The 17569-nt window shown below is 39.7% G+C and carries 20 protein-coding genes; 9 read left to right on the top strand and 11 right to left on the bottom strand.

Annotated elements, in window-relative coordinates; genetic code table 11:
- Positions 1–114: 114 nt before the first annotated feature.
- Both JWG41_RS11500 and JWG41_RS11505 read left to right on the top strand, forming a co-directional pair.
- Positions 115–675 (top strand): hypothetical protein, encoded by a 561-nt coding sequence (locus JWG41_RS11500; RefSeq protein ID WP_205270079.1) that lies wholly within the window; start codon positions 115–117, stop codon positions 673–675.
- Between the two features lie 106 nt (positions 676–781).
- The gene (locus JWG41_RS11505; protein ID WP_232373951.1) at positions 782–1906 is read left to right on the top strand and encodes a DUF1577 domain-containing protein; all 1125 of its coding nucleotides are present in this window, start codon (positions 782–784) and stop codon (positions 1904–1906) included.
- Between the two features lie 5 nt (positions 1907–1911).
- Here JWG41_RS11505 and JWG41_RS11510 read toward each other — a convergent pair whose 3' ends face one another.
- Positions 1912–2226: a HepT-like ribonuclease domain-containing protein gene (locus tag JWG41_RS11510; protein WP_205270081.1), complete on the bottom strand. Its 315-nt coding sequence runs from the start codon at positions 2224–2226 to the stop codon at positions 1912–1914.
- A gap of 84 nt (positions 2227–2310) precedes the next feature.
- Here JWG41_RS11510 and JWG41_RS11515 point away from each other — a divergent pair, with 84 nt between their 5' ends.
- The 4 genes from JWG41_RS11515 to JWG41_RS11530 all read left to right on the top strand — a co-directional run bounded on the left by JWG41_RS11515 (position 2311) and on the right by JWG41_RS11530 (position 4937).
- Positions 2311–2700 carry an FKBP-type peptidyl-prolyl cis-trans isomerase gene (locus JWG41_RS11515; RefSeq protein WP_205270082.1) on the top strand — a complete coding sequence of 130 codons (390 nt, stop codon included), beginning with the start codon at positions 2311–2313 and terminating at the stop codon, positions 2698–2700.
- Between the two features lie 95 nt (positions 2701–2795).
- A complete protein-coding gene (locus JWG41_RS11520) occupies positions 2796–3710 on the top strand; it encodes a YHYH protein (RefSeq protein ID WP_408611751.1) in 915 nt (304 codons plus the stop codon).
- Positions 3682–4284, top strand: a complete 603-nt coding sequence (locus tag JWG41_RS11525; protein ID WP_232373952.1) for a toxin-antitoxin system YwqK family antitoxin — start codon at positions 3682–3684, stop codon at positions 4282–4284. Before JWG41_RS11520 ends, JWG41_RS11525 begins: the two co-directional genes overlap by 29 nt.
- The gene (locus JWG41_RS11530) at positions 4281–4937 is read left to right on the top strand and encodes an SCO family protein (RefSeq protein WP_205270083.1); all 657 of its coding nucleotides are present in this window, start codon (positions 4281–4283) and stop codon (positions 4935–4937) included. Before JWG41_RS11525 ends, JWG41_RS11530 begins: the two co-directional genes overlap by 4 nt.
- On the opposite strand, the gene JWG41_RS11535 is transcribed toward JWG41_RS11530, so the two are convergent.
- The 3 genes from JWG41_RS11535 to JWG41_RS11545 are packed head-to-tail and all read right to left on the bottom strand — an operon-like array spanning position 4934 to position 8111.
- Positions 4934–5695 carry an ABC transporter permease gene (locus JWG41_RS11535; protein ID WP_205270084.1) on the bottom strand — a complete coding sequence of 254 codons (762 nt, stop codon included), beginning with the start codon at positions 5693–5695 and terminating at the stop codon, positions 4934–4936. The two genes, JWG41_RS11530 and JWG41_RS11535, sit on opposite strands and share 4 nt — an antisense overlap.
- Entirely contained in the window at positions 5692–6618 is a 927-nt protein-coding gene (locus JWG41_RS11540) for an ABC transporter ATP-binding protein (protein ID WP_205270085.1), read from the bottom strand. The genes JWG41_RS11535 and JWG41_RS11540 overlap by 4 nt, the downstream gene beginning before the upstream one ends.
- Positions 6615–8111: an ABC-F family ATP-binding cassette domain-containing protein gene (locus JWG41_RS11545; protein WP_205270086.1), complete on the bottom strand. Its 1497-nt coding sequence runs from the start codon at positions 8109–8111 to the stop codon at positions 6615–6617. Before JWG41_RS11545 ends, JWG41_RS11540 begins: the two co-directional genes overlap by 4 nt.
- 191 nt (positions 8112–8302) lie before the next feature.
- On the opposite strand from JWG41_RS11545, the gene JWG41_RS11550 reads away from it, so the two are divergent.
- A complete protein-coding gene (locus JWG41_RS11550; RefSeq protein ID WP_205270087.1) occupies positions 8303–9043 on the top strand; it encodes an adhesin OmpL37 family surface protein in 741 nt (246 codons plus the stop codon).
- Here JWG41_RS11550 and purT read toward each other — a convergent pair.
- The 6 genes from purT to JWG41_RS11580 form a co-directional block, all read right to left on the bottom strand.
- Positions 9040–10215 carry a formate-dependent phosphoribosylglycinamide formyltransferase gene (gene purT, locus JWG41_RS11555; protein WP_205270088.1) on the bottom strand — a complete coding sequence of 392 codons (1176 nt, stop codon included), beginning with the start codon at positions 10213–10215 and terminating at the stop codon, positions 9040–9042. The genes JWG41_RS11550 and purT overlap by 4 nt on opposite strands.
- Positions 10216–10291: 76 nt before the next feature.
- Positions 10292–10762, bottom strand: coding sequence for an ankyrin repeat domain-containing protein (locus JWG41_RS11560; protein ID WP_205270089.1), 471 nt, complete (start codon positions 10760–10762; stop codon positions 10292–10294).
- A complete protein-coding gene (locus JWG41_RS11565; protein WP_205270090.1) occupies positions 10759–11586 on the bottom strand; it encodes an AraC family transcriptional regulator in 828 nt (275 codons plus the stop codon). The genes JWG41_RS11560 and JWG41_RS11565 overlap by 4 nt, the downstream gene beginning before the upstream one ends.
- A gap of 28 nt (positions 11587–11614) precedes the next feature.
- On the bottom strand, positions 11615–13831 hold the full coding sequence (locus JWG41_RS11570; protein ID WP_205270091.1) for a heavy metal translocating P-type ATPase: 2217 nt from the start codon (positions 13829–13831) through the stop codon (positions 11615–11617).
- Positions 13803–14006 (bottom strand): heavy-metal-associated domain-containing protein, encoded by a 204-nt coding sequence (locus JWG41_RS11575; protein WP_205270092.1) that lies wholly within the window; start codon positions 14004–14006, stop codon positions 13803–13805. The genes JWG41_RS11570 and JWG41_RS11575 overlap by 29 nt, the downstream gene beginning before the upstream one ends.
- Complete coding sequence (locus tag JWG41_RS11580; RefSeq protein WP_205270093.1) at positions 13993–14445, bottom strand: hypothetical protein; 453 nt, start codon at positions 14443–14445, stop codon at positions 13993–13995. The genes JWG41_RS11575 and JWG41_RS11580 overlap by 14 nt, the downstream gene beginning before the upstream one ends.
- Positions 14446–14554: 109 nt before the next feature.
- Between JWG41_RS11580 and cueR the strand changes: the two genes are divergently transcribed.
- Positions 14555–14944: a Cu(I)-responsive transcriptional regulator gene (gene cueR, locus JWG41_RS11585; RefSeq protein WP_205270094.1), complete on the top strand. Its 390-nt coding sequence runs from the start codon at positions 14555–14557 to the stop codon at positions 14942–14944.
- A 14-nt stretch (positions 14945–14958) separates the two neighbouring features.
- Here the strand turns inward: cueR and JWG41_RS11590 are convergent, their stop codons facing one another.
- Positions 14959–16068, bottom strand: a complete 1110-nt coding sequence (locus JWG41_RS11590; RefSeq protein ID WP_205270095.1) for an SGNH/GDSL hydrolase family protein — start codon at positions 16066–16068, stop codon at positions 14959–14961.
- Positions 16069–16115: 47 nt separating this feature from the next.
- Between JWG41_RS11590 and JWG41_RS11595 the strand changes: the two genes are divergently transcribed.
- Positions 16116–17540: an LA_3751/LA_3752 family putative glycosyltransferase gene (locus JWG41_RS11595; RefSeq protein ID WP_205270096.1), complete on the top strand. Its 1425-nt coding sequence runs from the start codon at positions 16116–16118 to the stop codon at positions 17538–17540.
- The last annotated feature ends 29 nt before the right edge of the window (positions 17541–17569 follow it).

Consider the following 17569-nt stretch of genomic DNA (forward strand, 5'->3'; position numbering starts at 1 on the left):
TATCTTTAGGGGAATCGCCAAACAAAGATTTCTTATTATAATCAAATCGTAAATTTTTTAAAAAATTTCAGGATCATACAATAAATTTCGCTACATAAGCAATTGAATATTAGTATGCTCGGAATCAAATCGTTGGAGACGGAAGTGAATGGAATCGTGGTCAAAGGTTCCTTACAATTGAATGCAAAAGGCGCGTATCAATTGGATTTACTCTCTCCCTACTCAGGTCCGATGTTTACTTTCTCTTTTCCCAAAACTTACCATGCACTTTGGGACGGACATATGTCGGAAATTGATCATTATGCTGTCAGCCACTTGCGGACACTATTCCATAAATGCGAGAATATCAAAAGGGAAGTCCCTAAGTTTGAAAAGGAATTAAAAGAGTTTTGGTTGGAGATGGATGCGATCTCAGTACTTTCCCCATTGGAATGGAATGAAAAATGTATGTTTCTAAAAAAAGCCTTACAAGAAGGTTATATGGATGCAGATACATACGAAAAAACATTAAGCGATCTTACGATTGTCATGGAAAAAAAATATTTTGAAAGAGAGAAACGTTGCGAATCGTTTTTACTTCAGTACCTTCCCGAGTATTCACACTTACAAAATCATTTTTCTTGGATTCGTTTCTGTTATGAATTAACAGAAAAAAAACACCTACTTCTCCTTTAAATTTTCGTTTTTCTTGCCAAAGAGACGAGTTTCCTCTTTACTTCCATTAGAAGCGGAAATTTATTTCCGTCTCATACAATAGAAATCGGAACTAGCTATGCGACCAATGGATCAAATCACAGGGAAAGAACAAAAGCACCATGTGATCTTACACTATCTTATGAATCAGGAAATGAAGGCCAATTGGAATGGACAAATCCAATCCATGACCGTCACACAGGAATTACCCGGCGGTGAAGAAATCATTGTCGATTGGTCAGAAGTTTGGGCGATTGGACCAGGTTCCACCTTCATTCTTTCCAAACTTTTGGCTCGATATCTAGAGCTTCATTGTTCTTTCGTAAAACAAATTGCACCTAACAAAATCCAACTTCATGTGGACAAAGTTCTCATTGCAAAAAAAGAAAGACTCAATCCACGTTTTACTATTTCGGAAGATGGTCTTGTCAATGTAACCAACATCGTCAGTTCCAAAACCATCATCGAAGCCAATATGTTCAACATCCCTACTCTAGTACGCGTTAATTTTGAAGACTACCGCAAACGAATGATGGCAAGGTCTGGAGAAGCGGGCACGATGGATATTTTCAAATCTGGGATGGAACGAAAGTTCGATGTGGTCAAATCCACTCAAAAAATTCTTTTCATCAAAGATGCGACCAATGCTGAAAGTTATCGTTCTGACGAAGAAGGGTTTATTAACTACGAAGATGATATCGAGGACCATGTAGATAAAATTGCATTAGCCTCAAAAGATAAAAAAATAAAATCAGAACTCATCCTCCCGATTCTTTATACAAACGAACTAGAAGAAATCATTCCCATTGGATACTACTGGTTACAAACCAAAGACAATGCGATCACTAAAGAAGATTTGGAATTTTATAAAAAACAAATTTCGGAAATGATCGAAAGAATCAAAGATGCCAACCTTATGACAACGGTTGAAAAATTTCCGGTTTTGGATTTGTCCACCACAGGACTCAGACTCAAAATTGCTAACAGTAACTTGGTGGAAACACTACCAAAACAAAAAGGAATCTTATTAGAGTTGGTTTTCAAACTCCAAACTCCTTTCCGATTTTTTGGTAAAATTGCTTGGGCTTACAAAGATGCTGCCGGCGATTTACTTGTGGGAGTTGAATTTTCCGGAAAACGCACCTATGCAGAAAAAGTACGTTTCGAGGAAAACATAGAAATCATTAAAAATAACGGTAAGTCCGCGGCGTAAGGCGCTTAGCGGATTTCCAATTTAATCGTTTTTGTAATCTTCGGAATTTCATAAGCACAGATATAATATAACATCTTTAAGTCGATGTAGTCATACGCTCGGGCCAAATCCTTTTGCCAGAGGTTATCAATCTTTTCCCAAGGGACGGTTGGGTATTTTTGTTTTTCCGACTGCGGGATTTTTAAGGATTCTGCCTGGATGTAACGCAGCATTTCTTCGGCAAAAAAACTATCGTGGTCACCCTCTTTAAATTCTTGGATTTGGTTTCTGTAGAGGAAGGACTCAAGCTCCCGGCAATAGAAAATAAACTCATGAAACATTTGGTTATCCTAAAATCGGATTCTCTTGGGAATAGTTTTTTTCATTGGCAAAGGAAATCAAATCCTGAATACTTTCACTAAAGTATGAAGATCCGTATCCAATCCGTCTTATTTTTCCTTTTAGTTTTGGTCTTCCCTATCCAATCTGCAGAAAAGGACTTCCAAATCATTGATCTCGTAATCGGGAAAGGGGAAGAAGCCTTTTCCGGTTCCTATGTCACCGTACATTATGTAGGCAAACTCACCAATGGTACCAAGTTTGATAGTTCTCGTGACCGTAACCGTCCTTTCGAATTCAATTTGGGAGCAGGAGAGGTGGTAAAAGGTTGGGACAAAGGTGTCAAAGGAATGCGAGTGGGTGGAAAACGAAAACTCATCATCCCACCAGAGCTCGGATACGGAAGTAAAAAAGTAGGAAACATTCCTGCCGATTCCACTCTCATCTTTGAAGTAGAACTTTTAAAAATTTATTAACCAAATAATTCGGATTTGTACGTAAGGAAGAATATGACACTTCCTATTCACGAATTTCTTGACAAAGTTCAGAATGGTTCTAGCCTGTTTGGACTATGGAATTGTTACAAATCCGAACCCTTGCCCTACTCCTTGTTTTTGGCTCCTCCCTTACCCAATGTAAACCCAAATCAGATTCTGATGAAGAAACCTTACTGTTATTAGCTGCTGCTGCATCTCGTATTTGTGTGAATAACGCCTATACAGGAACCACTGTTGTGAACTCCACGGCAACTTTAGATACGAATACAGATTGTATCACTGGTATGACTTCTTCTATGTCTGCGGACCTACCTGCTTGGATTCGTAACAACTTTAAATGTGCTGTTGGTTCTGTCTCCGGTTCCAATTATGTATTCCGATCACAAAACATTCCGAATAACAAAAGTTTTTATTTTGGATCTACCTCACCGATGTACGTGGCACTTGCTGGTGGACAAAAATCTGCAGGAAACAACCAAATCGCATCCCAGTGTTTGGTTTATACCATCCCTAGCTCTCCTGCTGCCAAGTCTGGTACTTTAACCGGAACGCAAAGTGGGTATGCTTCTGTAGGCATCACCGTGAATGGACTTGCTATTTTTAACAATGCAGCGGCTCCTGGTGACACACTCGCAACAGAAGCGCAAACCTTTGATACATTCAATGGTCACCCGCAAAGTTCTGGGGTATACCACCACCACTCCCAACCACTCAATGTGACGACTAACGACTCCAAATTGATTGGTGTGTTGATCGATGGATTTCCTGTTTATGGATTGCATTGCGATAATAACACAGCTGCCACCGGTGATGATGGGGCTCCTGGAGCTGTTGGACCAGCTCTTGATGCGAACCATGGTCATACTGCAGCCACAGTTCTTTTCCCGAGTGGAATTTATCACTATCATTTTGCGAGTGATGCAACTGCTGGAATCAATACCCTCATTGGTTCTTCTTTCCATGGAACACCGGGGACAGTCTCCAATTAAATTTAAACATCAAAAGAGAGAGGTAATCCTCTCTCTTTTATTCGTCCTCACTCTCCTTTCCTGCTCTCCCCTCCGGGTAGAAGCGGGAGATCCAGGCCTTAGCGAAGATTCAAACCACTTCCTTCTCTACCAAGGAAAACCTTTCAACGGAATCTTTGTGGTTACCAACCCAATCATCCTTGCAGAAGTTTATGAAACAGAATACTATAAGGGAGTCCCTCACGGTCGTTATACGGCAAAAAAAATGGACGGTAGGATCTTAGAAGAAAGAAACATTCGTTATGGACAGAAACACGGAAAACAAATCAGTTATTTTGAAAATGGAAACATAAGGCAAAGTTCTGAATTTGATAACGGCAAACCAATCGGTGAGTATATAGATTATTTTGACAACGGACAAATGGCCACCTACCAAACCTTCTACGATTCAGGGAAACCCAAGGTTTCTAAAAAATGGAACCGTCGAGGACAAATCTATTTGAACCATGTTTTTATGGAATCGGGAGAAAGTTTTGGTCGCCCAGGAAGTAAACTCTGCGAACCCATTCCCGAAGAGAAAGTCAGTTCCCAATGAAGTCATTCCTCTTACTCATTTTTCTCTGTTTGGTGGGAATCCAGTGCCAACCTTCAGAATCGGAACCCAATCCAAACCAAGTTCCTTATTTTTCAGGAAAGGATTTTGACCCGATTTGGACAGATGCCCCGAACAAAAATATAAACCTCAAACAAGTTCCCAACTCTCTTGAGTTAATCGAAGATTCAGGGAAACCAATCTTTCCAGAAACTTGGGCACCAAAAGAAAGTTTGGTGGTATTTTTTTATGCGACTTGCCGCGGGATCTGTCCCCTGATCACAAGAAACATTTTACAAATCCAACCGCAACTTGCCGAGTTTCCAGATTTAAAAATCCGATCGGTCTCCATCAATTCCAAAGAAGATACCGTTCCCGTTTTACAGGCTTATAAAAAAACCTACAAAATCCAAAACCTTAATTGGAATTTTTATACGGGAAAGGAATCGGAAATTGAGTCCTTCGCCAAAGAAACCTGTGGGGCGGAGATGGAAGGGTTTTCTGTGGAACGTGGGAAATATGAATTTGTTCATACAGAGAATATCTTTTTGTTTGATAAGAAAAGGTATTTACGAGGGATCTACCGTGCCAAAGGCACGGGCGATATACAAAGGTTAGTGGAAGATTTACGAAAACTAAGAAAGGGAAAACTTTAGTTTTTGATTTTATAACCTGTGCGAAAGATAACCCAAGTGAGAGTCAAACATAGGGTTAAAAACACAAGGATCATGGTAATGCTGACAGAGAGTGCAACATCAGCCCTTTCAAAAAAACTATAACGAAACCCACTCACCAAATACAATACAGGGTTAAACATACTAAGTTTTTGCCAGAAGGGTGGTAACATTTGAATGGAGTAAAAACTTCCTCCCAAAAATACAAGGGGAGTGATCACAAGCATAGGAATCATTTGGAGTTTTTCAAAACTATCGGCCCAAATCCCAATCACAAATCCAAACAAACTAAAACTAATACAGGTTAATACCAAGAAAAAAGCCATTAGGATCGGATGGTCGATGCGAATCGGAACAAAAAAAGATGCCGTAATGAGCATGAGTATTCCGAGCATAAAAGACTTAGTCGCCGCAGCTCCCACGTATCCAATTACCACTTCCCACATCGTTACCGGTGCTGATAGGATTTCGTAAATGGTTCCGTTAAACTTAGGGAAGTAAATTCCAAAGGAGGCATTGGAGATACTTTCTGTAAGGAGTGACAACATCACAAGACCGGGAACAATGAAGCTACCATAATGGATTCCATCAATTTCCTGGATCTTCGAACCGATGGCCGATCCAAATACGATAAAATACAAAGAAGTAGAAAGAACTGGCGAGGCAATACTTTGCAAAAGAGTACGGAAGGTTCTGGCCATTTCAAATTGATAAATAGATTTGATTGCGTAAAAATTCATACAGCCTCCTGTAACAACTGAACAAAAATCTCTTCTAGAGAACTTTGTTTTGTACTCAAATCACTGAATTGAATTTTGAGTTTTTTCAAATCATCCAGAAGTTTGGTAATCAAACTACTGTCATCCGAACGGTCATACGTAAACACGATCGCGGAATTGTGATCCACAAGCTCCAATTCATATTTTGCCAGTGACTTGGGAACGAGTTTGAGTGGTTTTTTTAGTTCGATCCGGAGTTGTTTGGTTCCGAGTTGTTTCATAAGCCGGTCTTTGTTTTCTGTGAGAAAAATTTCACCTTTTCTGATCACAGATATTCTATCGGCAATGGATTCCGCTTCTTCGATATAGTGAGTAGTAAGGATAATAGTAACACCATTTTTACGAAGAGATTCTACAATCTTCCACATATCCTTTCGTAATTCCACATCCACACCGGCACTTGGTTCATCTAAAAATAATATACTCGGTTCGTGTGACAATGCTTTGGCGATTAAAACTCGGCGTTTCATCCCTCCAGACAAAGTCATAATCCTCTGATCTTTTTTGTCCCAAAGGGAAAGAGATTTTAAAACTTCTTCAATGTATTTTGGATTGGCTGGTTTGCCATAAAGCCCTCTCGTAAACGAAACACTGGCCCAAACGGTTTCAAACGCGTGAACACTGAGTTCCTGAGGGACAAGACCAATCAAGGATCTGGTTTTTTTGAAATCTTTAATGATATCAAATCCACTAACTGTCACCTCACCAGCGCTTGGTGACACAATTCCACAAATCAAATTGATTAGGGTGGTTTTTCCTGCTCCGTTGGGGCCAAGAAGAGCGTGGATTTCGCCCTCCTTTACTTCCCAATTTATATCCTTTAGGGCTTGGAATCCATTGTCATACGACTTGGAAACTTGTTTTAGAGTGAGGATCGATTTCAAACGGTTTCATCCTTCCAGCCAATGTCACTGAGGAAGTCGTCATAACCCCCGTCATAAACAAAAACTCGGTCATCATCGAATACAATGAGCTTAGTGGCTACAGCGCGCAAGTGCATTTCGTTGTGTGTCACCATGATAACAGAGCCATCAAAGTTATCGATAGCCTCAATGAGTGAGTCACAGGACTGCATATCCAAGTGGTTTGTGGGCTCATCCAAATACAACAAATGGCAAGGAGCCACCAAAATCTTTCCAAGAAGGACCCGACTCTTTTCTCCCCCGGAGAGAACCTTAATCTTTTTTAAGGCAAGGTCTTCCGAGAACATCAGTCCCCCGGCAATGTTACGAGCCTTCCCTTCCGAACAGTTTTGGTCAGCACTCATAATTTCCTGAACAACCGTATTACTTTCGTTCATGTTCAGTTTGTTGGTTTGGCCAAAATACCCTTCCTTCAGAATTTGGTGTTTTTTGACTTCTCCAGTAACAGGACTTAGTTCACCAGCAATTAACTTGAGTAATGTGGACTTTCCTTTTCCGTTTTTTCCGATGATACAAATTCGATCCTCAGGCCCTACACTAATAGAAAAGTTTTCAAATAGATAAGGGGCATTTCCAGTATAGGAAAAAGAAACTTCGTCCACACTCAACATCTGACTTGCAGAGAAAGGAGCACTGTTAAAATAAAGTTCCATATCTTCAATATTGTCGAGAGCTTTCATTTCCCCTTGTTTCTCTAATCTTTTGACTCGAGATTGGGCGCGGCTTGCAAAACTAGCTTTTGCTTTGAACTTAGCGATAAAGATTTCTTCTTGTTTTCGTTTTTTGGCTTCGTTCAGTCTGGTTTTTTCATAGATCTCTTCTGCTTGGTTGATCTGTGTGTATAACTTTTCTGTATCCCCTTGCACCTTGATGGCTTTGGTTCTGTGAATCGCTACCGTATGAGTGACAACACTATCCATAAAACTTCTATCGTGTGTGATGAGGATGATTTCCCCTTCCCACTCACGCAAAAATTCCTCTAACCAACGTATGGTGACAATATCTAGATAGTTGTTTGGTTCATCTAAGATGAGCATGTCCGGAGCCGATACAAGGAGTTTGGCTAAGTTCATTCGGATTTGGTATCCACCAGAAAATTCTTCTGGGCTTCGTTCCATGTCTTTTTCTGAAAACCCAAGACCGAATAAAATTCGTTCTACTTTCCAAGTTTCGTATTCGTCACCTTCGGGAAGGCCAAGAGCGCATTCTTCCAAAACGGTGGGTTTGGTAAAAATCAAATGTTGTTCCAAATGTCCGATGCGGTATCCCTTGGGGATGGTGATGTTTCCCGTATCCGGTTCCGTTTTTCCCAAAATGATTTGGACCATGGTGGATTTTCCATGTCCGTTGCGGCCCACAAGACCGACGCGTTCCCCGCGATTCACGCTGAATTGTAAGTCATCGAATAGAACATTGCCGTTGAATTGTTTGTTTAAACCAGATACTTTAATCATATAATTTCCGAAGGTCTTCCCTTTCTGTATAAAACCAGGATCGAAAAAGAACCGCATACGACGAGTAGAATCGGAAAGAAATTGGCCCGGTTTTCTCAGAGAAATTTCCCTTTTGAAGGACATAATGGCGGGGAAAAACACGAGTGAGATTATGGACTTTTTTTAGTCACTCCGTGAGCCGAAACTGTACTGTGCGAACTTTTCTTTTTCGACTCACCTGTTTCCTTTGCCTATGTTTTGGCAGCGGAAGCTTTGCCAACGGCAACTTACAAGTGGCCTTTGGCGCGGAAGAAAATTATCTTTTGGTGCGTTCGCTCGATTCCAGTGTCATCCACTTAGGGACTGCCGAAGAAAAAGCCGAATACAAAGAAATCATCGATGAGTATTTACGTTTCAAAAGCCTACACATCCAGGGCAAATATGGGGATGCTTATTTGGCAGTTCGTTCTACCCAATTCAAACTCATCCAACTCTATGATAAAATTCTCACTAAAAATTTGGATCTAGTTCGATCCGAATTAATTTTACTTGGAGGGAAATCACGAGACAAAGAAAAAACACAAACCAGAGCCTTTTTACGTCTAGCTTTACGTGATGTCAGTGAAGCCGAACAGAAGTTAATGATGGCAAGAAACACTCGCCCTCTTCTTTATCTTTTAAAACTTCGTGAAATGTTATTTTCCTTAAAAATCCTAAAACATGCGGGAAAATTTGTGATCTTCCTAAACCTACTACATGATGGTAAGTATATGGATTCGATTGAGTCCTCTGATTTTGATTCGATTGAATCGGAACTCATTCGTGGGTTTGGAAAAGGAGAAAACAAATTCCTGGCCTTACATTATGATAACTCTTTCCTCCCCTTTGGAGAAGAAAGTATCTATGATTCCATGATGACAGGTTACAAAGCGCCCGAAATCAAAAAAGATTAATTTCCCAGTTGAATACAATCCCTTCCACGGTTGGCTTTTTCTTTGGCCTCTTCAATTGTTTTTCCCAAAGCCAAGCTAACACCCATTCGACGTTTCCCATCAATTTCTGGTTTCCCAAAAATTCGAACATCCACCCCTCGCATTTGGAGGGCTTCTCCAATACCGGTATATACTGGTGTTTTTGTTTTTCCTTCCAACAGGATGGCAGAACTTGCCGCAGGAGTTTGGAAGATCAGGTCTGGAATCGGTAGGCCAAGAAGGGCTCTTGCATGGAGAGAAAATTCAGAAATATTTTGAGAGATGAGAGTGACAAGTCCTGTGTCATGGGGTCTGGGAGACACTTCACTAAAATACACTTCGTCTCCTTTAACAAAAAGTTCGACCCCGAAAATTCCCATTCCTCCAAGGCCTGTTGTGACCGTTTCAGCTATTTTTTGTGCGGCAAGGAGTGCGGTCTCTGTCATGGGTTGAGGCATCCAAGATTCCACATAATCCCCGTTCACCTGTCGATGACCGATGGGTGGCAAAAAGGTAGTTCCACCTATATGGCGTATGGTGAGAAGAGTGATTTCAAAATCAAAAGGAACAAACTCTTCGATAATCATTTTCCCTTTTCCTGTCCGTCCTCCCGTTTGGCCATACTCCCAAGCTTTCAAAATATCGGATTCGGTTCGCACAAGACTTTGGCCTTTACCAGAAGAACTCATAATCGGTTTGACCACACAAGGAAATCCAATCTCTGTTACGGCTTTATGAAAATCCTCAGCGGTATCCGCAAAAAGAAACTTAGAAGTTTTTAATCCAAGTTCTTTGGCGGCAAAGTTTCGAATCCCCTCGCGGTTCATAGTAAGGTTCACGGCTTTGGCAGAAGGTATGATCCGAAAACCTTCGGCTTCTAATCGAACTAAAGTTTCTGTATGGATGGCTTCAATTTCAGGAACCACAAAATCAGGTTTTAACTCTCGTATGGTGGCTTCCAATTCTTTTGGATCCAGCATATTGATGACTCGGGATTCTTGTGCCACAAGCATGGCCGGTGCGTTCGGATAACGATCTACGGCGATGACATGAACACCCAAACGATTGGCTTCAATGGCAACCTCTTTGCCAAGTTCTCCCGATCCTAGGAGTAAAAGTTTTGTAGCCGTTGTGGTAAAAGGTGTTCCGATCATATTCACAAAGATTGGGAACTGGGTCATTCAGACAAGGAAGATTATGACCTCTCCTCCTAGAAATAGAATATGGGAATTACATAAGGTAACGTTTGCCGAGTTTGTCCCTTTGATAAATATTGGCACCCTTACGAATCAGTAGGTCAGAAATTTCACTGAGCCCATCAAAACTATTGGCGATATGGAGGGCTGTGACCCCACTCGGATCGGCAGCATTGGGATCAGCAGCGGAGTTAAGTAAAACATCGACCGCTTCCACATTCCCTGTTTCTGTTGCTTTGTGAATCGGATACAAACCCATGTTATCTGGTGCATTGGGATCCAAACCAATGGATAACAATTTTTTTAAATAATAAATATTAGAAACTTCAGTGACAGCTAGTCCGAGAAGTAAAGGTGATTCCAAAACTAAAACTTCTTTTAAGTCCGAATCGGATAATAATAAATCAAAAGATTCTTTGTCTTCTCTTGTGATGGCAGAACATAAGGTGCGTAACCTCAAATTGGATCTAGTTTTGCCAACGAAATCGATTATGTTTTGTATCATGTTCCCATCCTATCAGTATAGGACGAATCTTGATTGTAAAAATGGGACATTTTTTCATATTCCAGGAACCATTCATTGGGAATACTTCCAGAAATTCGTTTGAAATCATGATTGAAATGGGACTGGTCCGAATAATCAAATTCCTGAGCCAAATCAGTGAAACGTAGTTCAGGATTGTTTTTTCGGTAGTGTTCCGGGTTACGGACCATATCGAGTAACCTGTGCACTGTTCTGTATTCAGAAGGAGCCATACCCACAATCTCCTTGAATTTACGATCCAATTGCTTACGAGAGATTCCTAATTTTTTACATAAATTGGCAATGGGAGTGGCGGGACGAGTTAGTTCCAAAAGCGCAAACCGAACATAGGCGGGAATTTCCAAAGGTTTTACAGGATATTGTTCTAAAAAAGAAATTAAAAATTCTGAAATTTTCTCCTCGGAAGGAAAGTTAGAATTCGAAAATTCACCTAATATTTGTTTATTGGCAACTTCAGGAAACTGATTTTGTAAATCATCTCCTCTTTTGGAAAATAAAGAATACATTCCACCGACATAGAAACGAATCGCGATGAGAGAAAGTTCGGATTCTGATAAAATTCTCCACCTTCTCGTTTGTGGTCCGACAAGATGAATCTTAGGCAATCGAAAGAGTTGCCTATCTTCTGTTTCGACGAGTGGTGGCTCTCCTAAGTGAAAAACCATCTCACACTCGTAAGATGGCAGAATCCAAGGGAGTTCTCTTGCATTCACACCTTTCCAAATCCAGAATTCCTTAACTGAGGATTCGAATTGGGAAGGAGGTTTTAAAAAAGAAATGTCCAAACTTTTACCATCTCCAATTGATGCGTTTTTATTTCCAACGGCTCATTCGTAGTGCGTTCAATACCACAGACAACGAACTGAATGCCATCGCTGCTCCACTCACCCAAGGAGCCAGTAACCCGGAGGCAGCAATGGGAATTCCAAGTAGATTGTATCCAAGAGCCCAACCAAAGTTTTGCCTGATGTTGATGACAGTATCCTTACCGATTCGAATCAGATCCACAATTCTTTGGATGTCTCCATTCACAAGTACAACATCGGCGGTGTTAATTGCCACATCCGATCCCGTTCCCATGGCAATGCCTACATCGGCAGAGGCAAGGGCTGGTGCATCATTGATTCCATCTCCTACCATAGCGGAATGGACTTGGTTTGTTTTTAAAGTTTTGATGATGCGAGCTTTGTCTTCAGGGGAAAGTCCTGAATGAACAGAAGTAATACCGACAAGCTTTGCTATCTTCTCAGCCGAAGTATGGTGATCGCCTGTTAGGAGGGTAGGCTCCACACCAATGGATTTTAATTCGGCAATGGCAGCTTTAGCTTCTGGACGCAAACTGTCCTCAATCCGAAAGACTACCATACCATTGATACCACCGCGAATACCGACAAACACCAAACTTGATCCATCGATTGTCCATGGTTTCGTTGATTCTTCTATGGATTCAGAAATCAAAAATCCATTTTCTTCCACAAACTCTCGTTTGCCGGCGATGTAAACATTCCCCTTTTGTTCAGAAATAATACCGCCACCAGGATAAGTCTTTGTAGAAACCATCGCAGCCGACTCTATGAAAAGGTTATTTGCCTTTCCATACCCAACGATGGCCTTTGCCAGTGGATGATCGGAAGTTTTTTCCATCTCCACAATGTTTTGCAAAACAAGATGCAAAGCGGACGCGTCCAAACCATCTTGTGTAATCTCTGTTACTTTTGGTTTTCCTTCAGTAAGAGTTCCTGTTTTATCAAAGGCAATCCAATTGATTTTGGAAACCGATTCCAAAGCCTCGGCGCTGCGAAATAACACTCCTCGTTTGGCTGCTCGCCCTGTTCCCACTAGGAGAGAAATTGGTGTCGCAAGACCGAGGGCACAAGGACAAGCAATCACAAGAATGGCAATGCTTGTTTCAATCGCTGAAGTTATAATACCCGGTGTGATTACGAAATACCAAACTAAAAAATCGATGATACTAATAGAGACCACAACGGGAACAAAATACGCAGAGATTTGATCGGCAATTCGTTGGATCGGAGCTTTGGTACCAAGAGACTCTTCCACAGAACGAATGATATGCGATAGAGTAGTGTCATTTCCCACCTTAGTGGCTTTGACAACCAAAGACCCACTCCCATTCACTGTCCCACCGAGGATTTGATCCCCCAGTTTTTTTTCGACAGGCATACTTTCCCCGGTTAACATGGATTCATCGGCAAAACTTTCCCCTTCGGTGATGATTCCATCCATGGGAAATCGTTCTCCTGCCTTTACCAAAACAAGATCCCCTAGTTTTAGATATTCACCTGGAACTTCCGTCCAAATCTCGTTGGATTTTACAGTCGCCGTTTCTGGACGTAGTTTGAGAAGGGCGTTGATCCCATCGCTACTTTTTCCTTTGGCGAAATGCTCAATCCATTTCCCTCCCAAAATGAAGGTAATGAGAACAGCAGAAGTTTCAAAATAAAGATCCTTCCCGAACACACTGTACCCATAAGCCGCAGAAGTTCCAATGACTACAAGAACATCCATATTGGCAGATCCATTTCGTAAGGCACGATAAGCCGACTGATAAAAAGGAAATCCAATGATAAACTGAACAGGAAAGGCAATGGCCATTTGTACCCATCGATCCATTAGAAAATGGGGCATAGGCATAAAACTTAAAAAACTAAAATGAGTGACCATCCCATAAAACAAAGGTAAGGATAAAATTGTGGAGAGAAGGAAACGGAATTTTAAATTTCGAATGTGCTCCTTCTGTTTTTTTTCCGTCTCCGATTGTTTGTTCGCATCGTGAACCAATGCGGAATACCCGAGAGATTCCACCTTTTCCAAGAGAGAGTCTAGCGTTACCGAATCAGAACTTCTTAAAAAAACAGATTCACGAGCAAAATTGACTCGAACATCGGAGACCCCTTCCATTTTGGAAAGACCCTTCTCAATCCGAAGGGCGCAATTGGCACAGGTCATTCCAAAAAGATCTAATGTTCGCTCACTAGTGTTATTTAACGTTCCCAAGCGAATACCCATCCTCATCCAAACGCAATCGGAGTAACTTTAACTCTTCATCGTTTAAGATTTGCTCTACAGTCACAATACTTTCTTCCACATTAGCTGTGGCTTTTTTTCCATTTTCAGAAAAAACCTTCTCCACTGTCTTTTTACAATGTCCACAAGTCATACCTTCGATTTTATAATGAACCATGATGATGCTCCTTTGTTTTTTCCTTCGTTGAATTCTTTATTTCATTTAACGGAAGTTTATATTTCACATCCGCACCTTTTTGAAAGTTCCATTCGGGAGATAAGATGAGCTCTCCCGTATTCATAGAACTTCCTTTGGGAATTTCACAATAAAAATGATCGGGATGGCTCGAACACTTCAATGGGAATTCCTTTCCGCTAGATACTACCTTACCATTCAACTTCGAATTTTTGGAAGTAGGATTTTCAAAATTGATATCCAGTAGATACACTTTAAATCCTAAGTTTTGATAAGGTAATACTTCCGTATGAAAAGCACCCGGCATTCGAACCACACCCCCATGAGGGCCTGGTTTCTGCTCCCCATGTGCAGACATTTGTTGTGAGCTGATAAAAAGTGCAAAAATGGCAATTTTTACTAAATTTTTGATTGGTTTCATGGTAACTCCTTTGTTAACATAAATCCAGTCTAAACCTTCCAATCGTTGGAAGGTCAATAGCCGATTTGATTTTTTTATCATTTTTCTAATTTTTTTTTGGAGAGCTTTTATGAATATTGGAGAACTTTCAAAAGAATCAGGAGTCAGCACCAAACTCATCCGTCACTATGAAGGGATTGGATTGATTCCAGAAGCAGGAAGAACCGAGAATGGATATAGATCTTATAGTTCGGATGACATTCACTACTTACGTTTTGTCAAAAGATCCCGGGAACTTGGGTTTCCACTCGAAGATATCAAAAGCCTACTCGGCCTTTGGAAAAATAAATCACGAAGTAGCAAACAAGTGAAAGCACTTGCAGAAAAACATTTAAATGAATTGGATTTAAAATTAAAACAATTAAAAGATATGTCGGACACTCTAAAAAATCTCGTCAAACACTGTCATGGCGATCACAGACCTGATTGTCCGATTTTAAAAAATTTAGAACAATCCTAGAGGAAACTTAAAAATTATTGTTTTTGTTTGAGGATATCAGCAATCAATCGAGTAGCCGTTTCATTTAAATGAATATCGCCATTTTGTAATAAATCAGTACGGTACCGTATAAACCTTCTTAAATCAATCAGAGGGATTTGATTTTCTTTCGATAGCTGGGTCAAATCCTGGATTAACTCAGAATCTGATTCTAACCAATGAGGATTCATAACAAACCCTATATCCCCGTAAACCTCGTAACGACTTTTATCAAATTCAACTTCCAAAGGGATATAAACTAAAGTGAGCTGTTTGCCTTGTTTGCGAATTTCATGATTTAATTCGAATAGGATCTTTTTCCATCGATCGTAGTTTATTTTTGCAAATGTTTTAGTATCGAGTGCACTGGAAAGGTAGGTAGGACTAATTTGAAATAAAGTTTTGATGGGAAGGAATTCGGCGACTTCTTTCTTTTTTTCTTTAATATTTGGAGCCTGATAAGGAAGCTTAGAAACCCGTTCTAACTCTATATCCATTCGGTTCTGAATGGATTCAAAATAGGTTTTTTTTAAATACAAACGAGTGTGTTCTGGAAAGAGAAAAGAAAGAAAATGAATGTACCATTTTTTATGATTCACAAAATGCAAAAAATCAGGAGTGTCCCCCGTTTCATAAATATCATTTCCATAAACAAATAAATATACATGACTAAATTCAAGATGGGAACTCACTTCCTTGTACATAGAAAACTCGTTTTCTAAAGTAGAACCCGGAACACTGATATTGATCCAATTACAGTCCGTTTCCCGATTTAAAATTTCGGGGAAAGTATCTTTCCAAAAGATTCCAGATCCAAAAGTTTGCGAATCACCTAACAATAAATAATTACAATTGGCATTAGTTTTTAAACTCCCCTTCCGAAATCCAAATACATCAATTTCACCAAACTCCCTCTCGCCTTCCCTAAAAAATGGAATTTGCCGATCCGCTGGAAAATGGAAATGTCCGTATGGAAAACCAAAATCCAAACTAGTGGAATCAAAAATTCGGAAAACGGAAAACAATCCGCAAAGGAAAACTAAGAGATAAATACAAAATTTTATGGGTTTGGATGAGAAAGTAAGTGTATCATTATCTTTTTTCATTGCGGATCGTAGGAATAAGGAAAGATTGTACCTGTTTTCGATTTCATATGACACAATCAAAAAAAGCAAATGGTTTCTTTGTTAGTTTAGCATTTTTAGCATTGGGTTATTTGTTATTTGTTACAAAACAGATTGCACCGTTTTCCGACTTTGCACTCTTAGAATGGCAGATCAAGTTAGCAGGCCAAGGAACCTTCCACCTCAATTACGAATATCTCTTATTAGATCCTAATTTTAAGTTCTTTCCTTTACCAGATATCTTTTTCCATGTACACAAAGGTATTGCCTATTCTACATTTCCCAATGTTTACCCTATCTTATTTTCTTTCGTTTATATGGGACTTGGAACTATCGGTGTCAAACTCGCTCAGTTTTGTTTATTCTTTTTATCTATATTTATTTTTCATTCCATAAAAAAAGATGAAGTTTCCACAATACTTTTGTTATTCGGATCAACAATATCCATTTATATTTTCTTAATCCATGAAACCATTTTATTTCTATTTTTAGAAGTGGTGGTATTGTATTTATACCAGCGTAAATGGACAGCCGTTTCTGGAGTCCTATCGATCTGTCTGGTTTGGATGCGACCAGAAATGATTTTTGCTATTGGTTTTCTTCCGTTTTGTTTTTCGAAAGAACAAAACTGGAAACGGTTTTTTTTGGCTTTTTTGATTACGGGAATTGTTTTCTCTATCACCAATCGAATCACCTTGGGAAGTTTTCTTCCTCTCCGCATGGTAAAAAATTCCGAATTCCATTTCCGACCTGAAATGAGTTTCTATCTATTCAAAATTTGGATAGAACAGGTCCCTCTTTTTATCCTATTTATTTTTATTTTTCTACGATCTGTCATAAAAAAAGAATTATATTATCCAAATTTAATTTTACTCTTAATCACAATGGTGATGATCCTCATTTCTCCCAATACCGGCGGCCACAACACTCCCCGATATCTATTTGGACTCATTCCACTCTATATTTTGTCAATCCGAAACAAAGAGAATTCTCTAACGCAGGTTTCGAAACTATGGCTCTTAACAATTTTGTTTCTTTCTTTTTATAGCATTACAATCCTATTCCAACAAACTAAAGAATTAAAAAAAATATCAAAATTCCAAACCAACACCTTAGAAGAAATTTCTAAATTAGATGACTCCCTTTTAGTTTTCAATAATTCGGATTTTGTTTTTGTCACATTGCCCCTGTTAGAAGAAAAAAAAGATCTTTTGTTACTGAGAGCCAATTTTGATCATAAGAAGTTCAGTCAAATTTTGAATTTCAAAAATACAAAATCCTTTACGTTTTTAGAACTTCCTCCTTCTCCCGTCCCACTGGACCAATGGATCACAACTACAAACAAAACAACTCTTGGGTCATTTCGAAAAGTAAATCAGTATCCACTACCGAATGCCCTACTGCCCATCCAGGTTACGAAATACTTACGTGAGTTTCCTGAAACTTCTAAATAGAAATATATTTCCAAACTTGTTTTCTCCTT

This window comes from Leptospira chreensis, from assembly GCF_016919165.1.
Lineage (GTDB): Bacteria > Spirochaetota > Leptospiria > Leptospirales > Leptospiraceae > Leptospira_A > Leptospira_A chreensis.

Coding starts and splice junctions, on each gene's coding strand:
- JWG41_RS11500 (WP_205270079.1), top strand. CDS start 115: ATGCTCGGAATCAAATCGTTGGAGACGGAAGTGAATGGAATCGTGGTC.
- JWG41_RS11505 (WP_232373951.1), top strand. CDS start 782: ATGGATCAAATCACAGGGAAAGAACAAAAGCACCATGTGATCTTACAC.
- JWG41_RS11510 (WP_205270081.1), bottom strand. CDS start 2,226: ATGTTTCATGAGTTTATTTTCTATTGCCGGGAGCTTGAGTCCTTCCTC.
- JWG41_RS11515 (WP_205270082.1), top strand. CDS start 2,311: ATGAAGATCCGTATCCAATCCGTCTTATTTTTCCTTTTAGTTTTGGTC.
- JWG41_RS11520 (WP_408611751.1), top strand. CDS start 2,796: ATGGAATTGTTACAAATCCGAACCCTTGCCCTACTCCTTGTTTTTGGC.
- JWG41_RS11525 (WP_232373952.1), top strand. CDS start 3,682: ATGGAACACCGGGGACAGTCTCCAATTAAATTTAAACATCAAAAGAGA.
- JWG41_RS11530 (WP_205270083.1), top strand. CDS start 4,281: ATGAAGTCATTCCTCTTACTCATTTTTCTCTGTTTGGTGGGAATCCAG.
- JWG41_RS11535 (WP_205270084.1), bottom strand. CDS start 5,695: ATGAATTTTTACGCAATCAAATCTATTTATCAATTTGAAATGGCCAGA.
- JWG41_RS11545 (WP_205270086.1), bottom strand. CDS start 8,111: ATGATTAAAGTATCTGGTTTAAACAAACAATTCAACGGCAATGTTCTA.
- purT (WP_205270088.1), bottom strand. CDS start 10,215: ATGATCGGAACACCTTTTACCACAACGGCTACAAAACTTTTACTCCTA.
- JWG41_RS11560 (WP_205270089.1), bottom strand. CDS start 10,762: ATGATACAAAACATAATCGATTTCGTTGGCAAAACTAGATCCAATTTG.
- JWG41_RS11570 (WP_205270091.1), bottom strand. CDS start 13,831: ATGGGTATTCGCTTGGGAACGTTAAATAACACTAGTGAGCGAACATTA.
- JWG41_RS11575 (WP_205270092.1), bottom strand. CDS start 14,006: ATGGTTCATTATAAAATCGAAGGTATGACTTGTGGACATTGTAAAAAG.
- JWG41_RS11580 (WP_205270093.1), bottom strand. CDS start 14,445: ATGAAACCAATCAAAAATTTAGTAAAAATTGCCATTTTTGCACTTTTT.
- cueR (WP_205270094.1), top strand. CDS start 14,555: ATGAATATTGGAGAACTTTCAAAAGAATCAGGAGTCAGCACCAAACTC.
- JWG41_RS11590 (WP_205270095.1), bottom strand. CDS start 16,068: ATGAAAAAAGATAATGATACACTTACTTTCTCATCCAAACCCATAAAA.
- JWG41_RS11595 (WP_205270096.1), top strand. CDS start 16,116: ATGACACAATCAAAAAAAGCAAATGGTTTCTTTGTTAGTTTAGCATTT.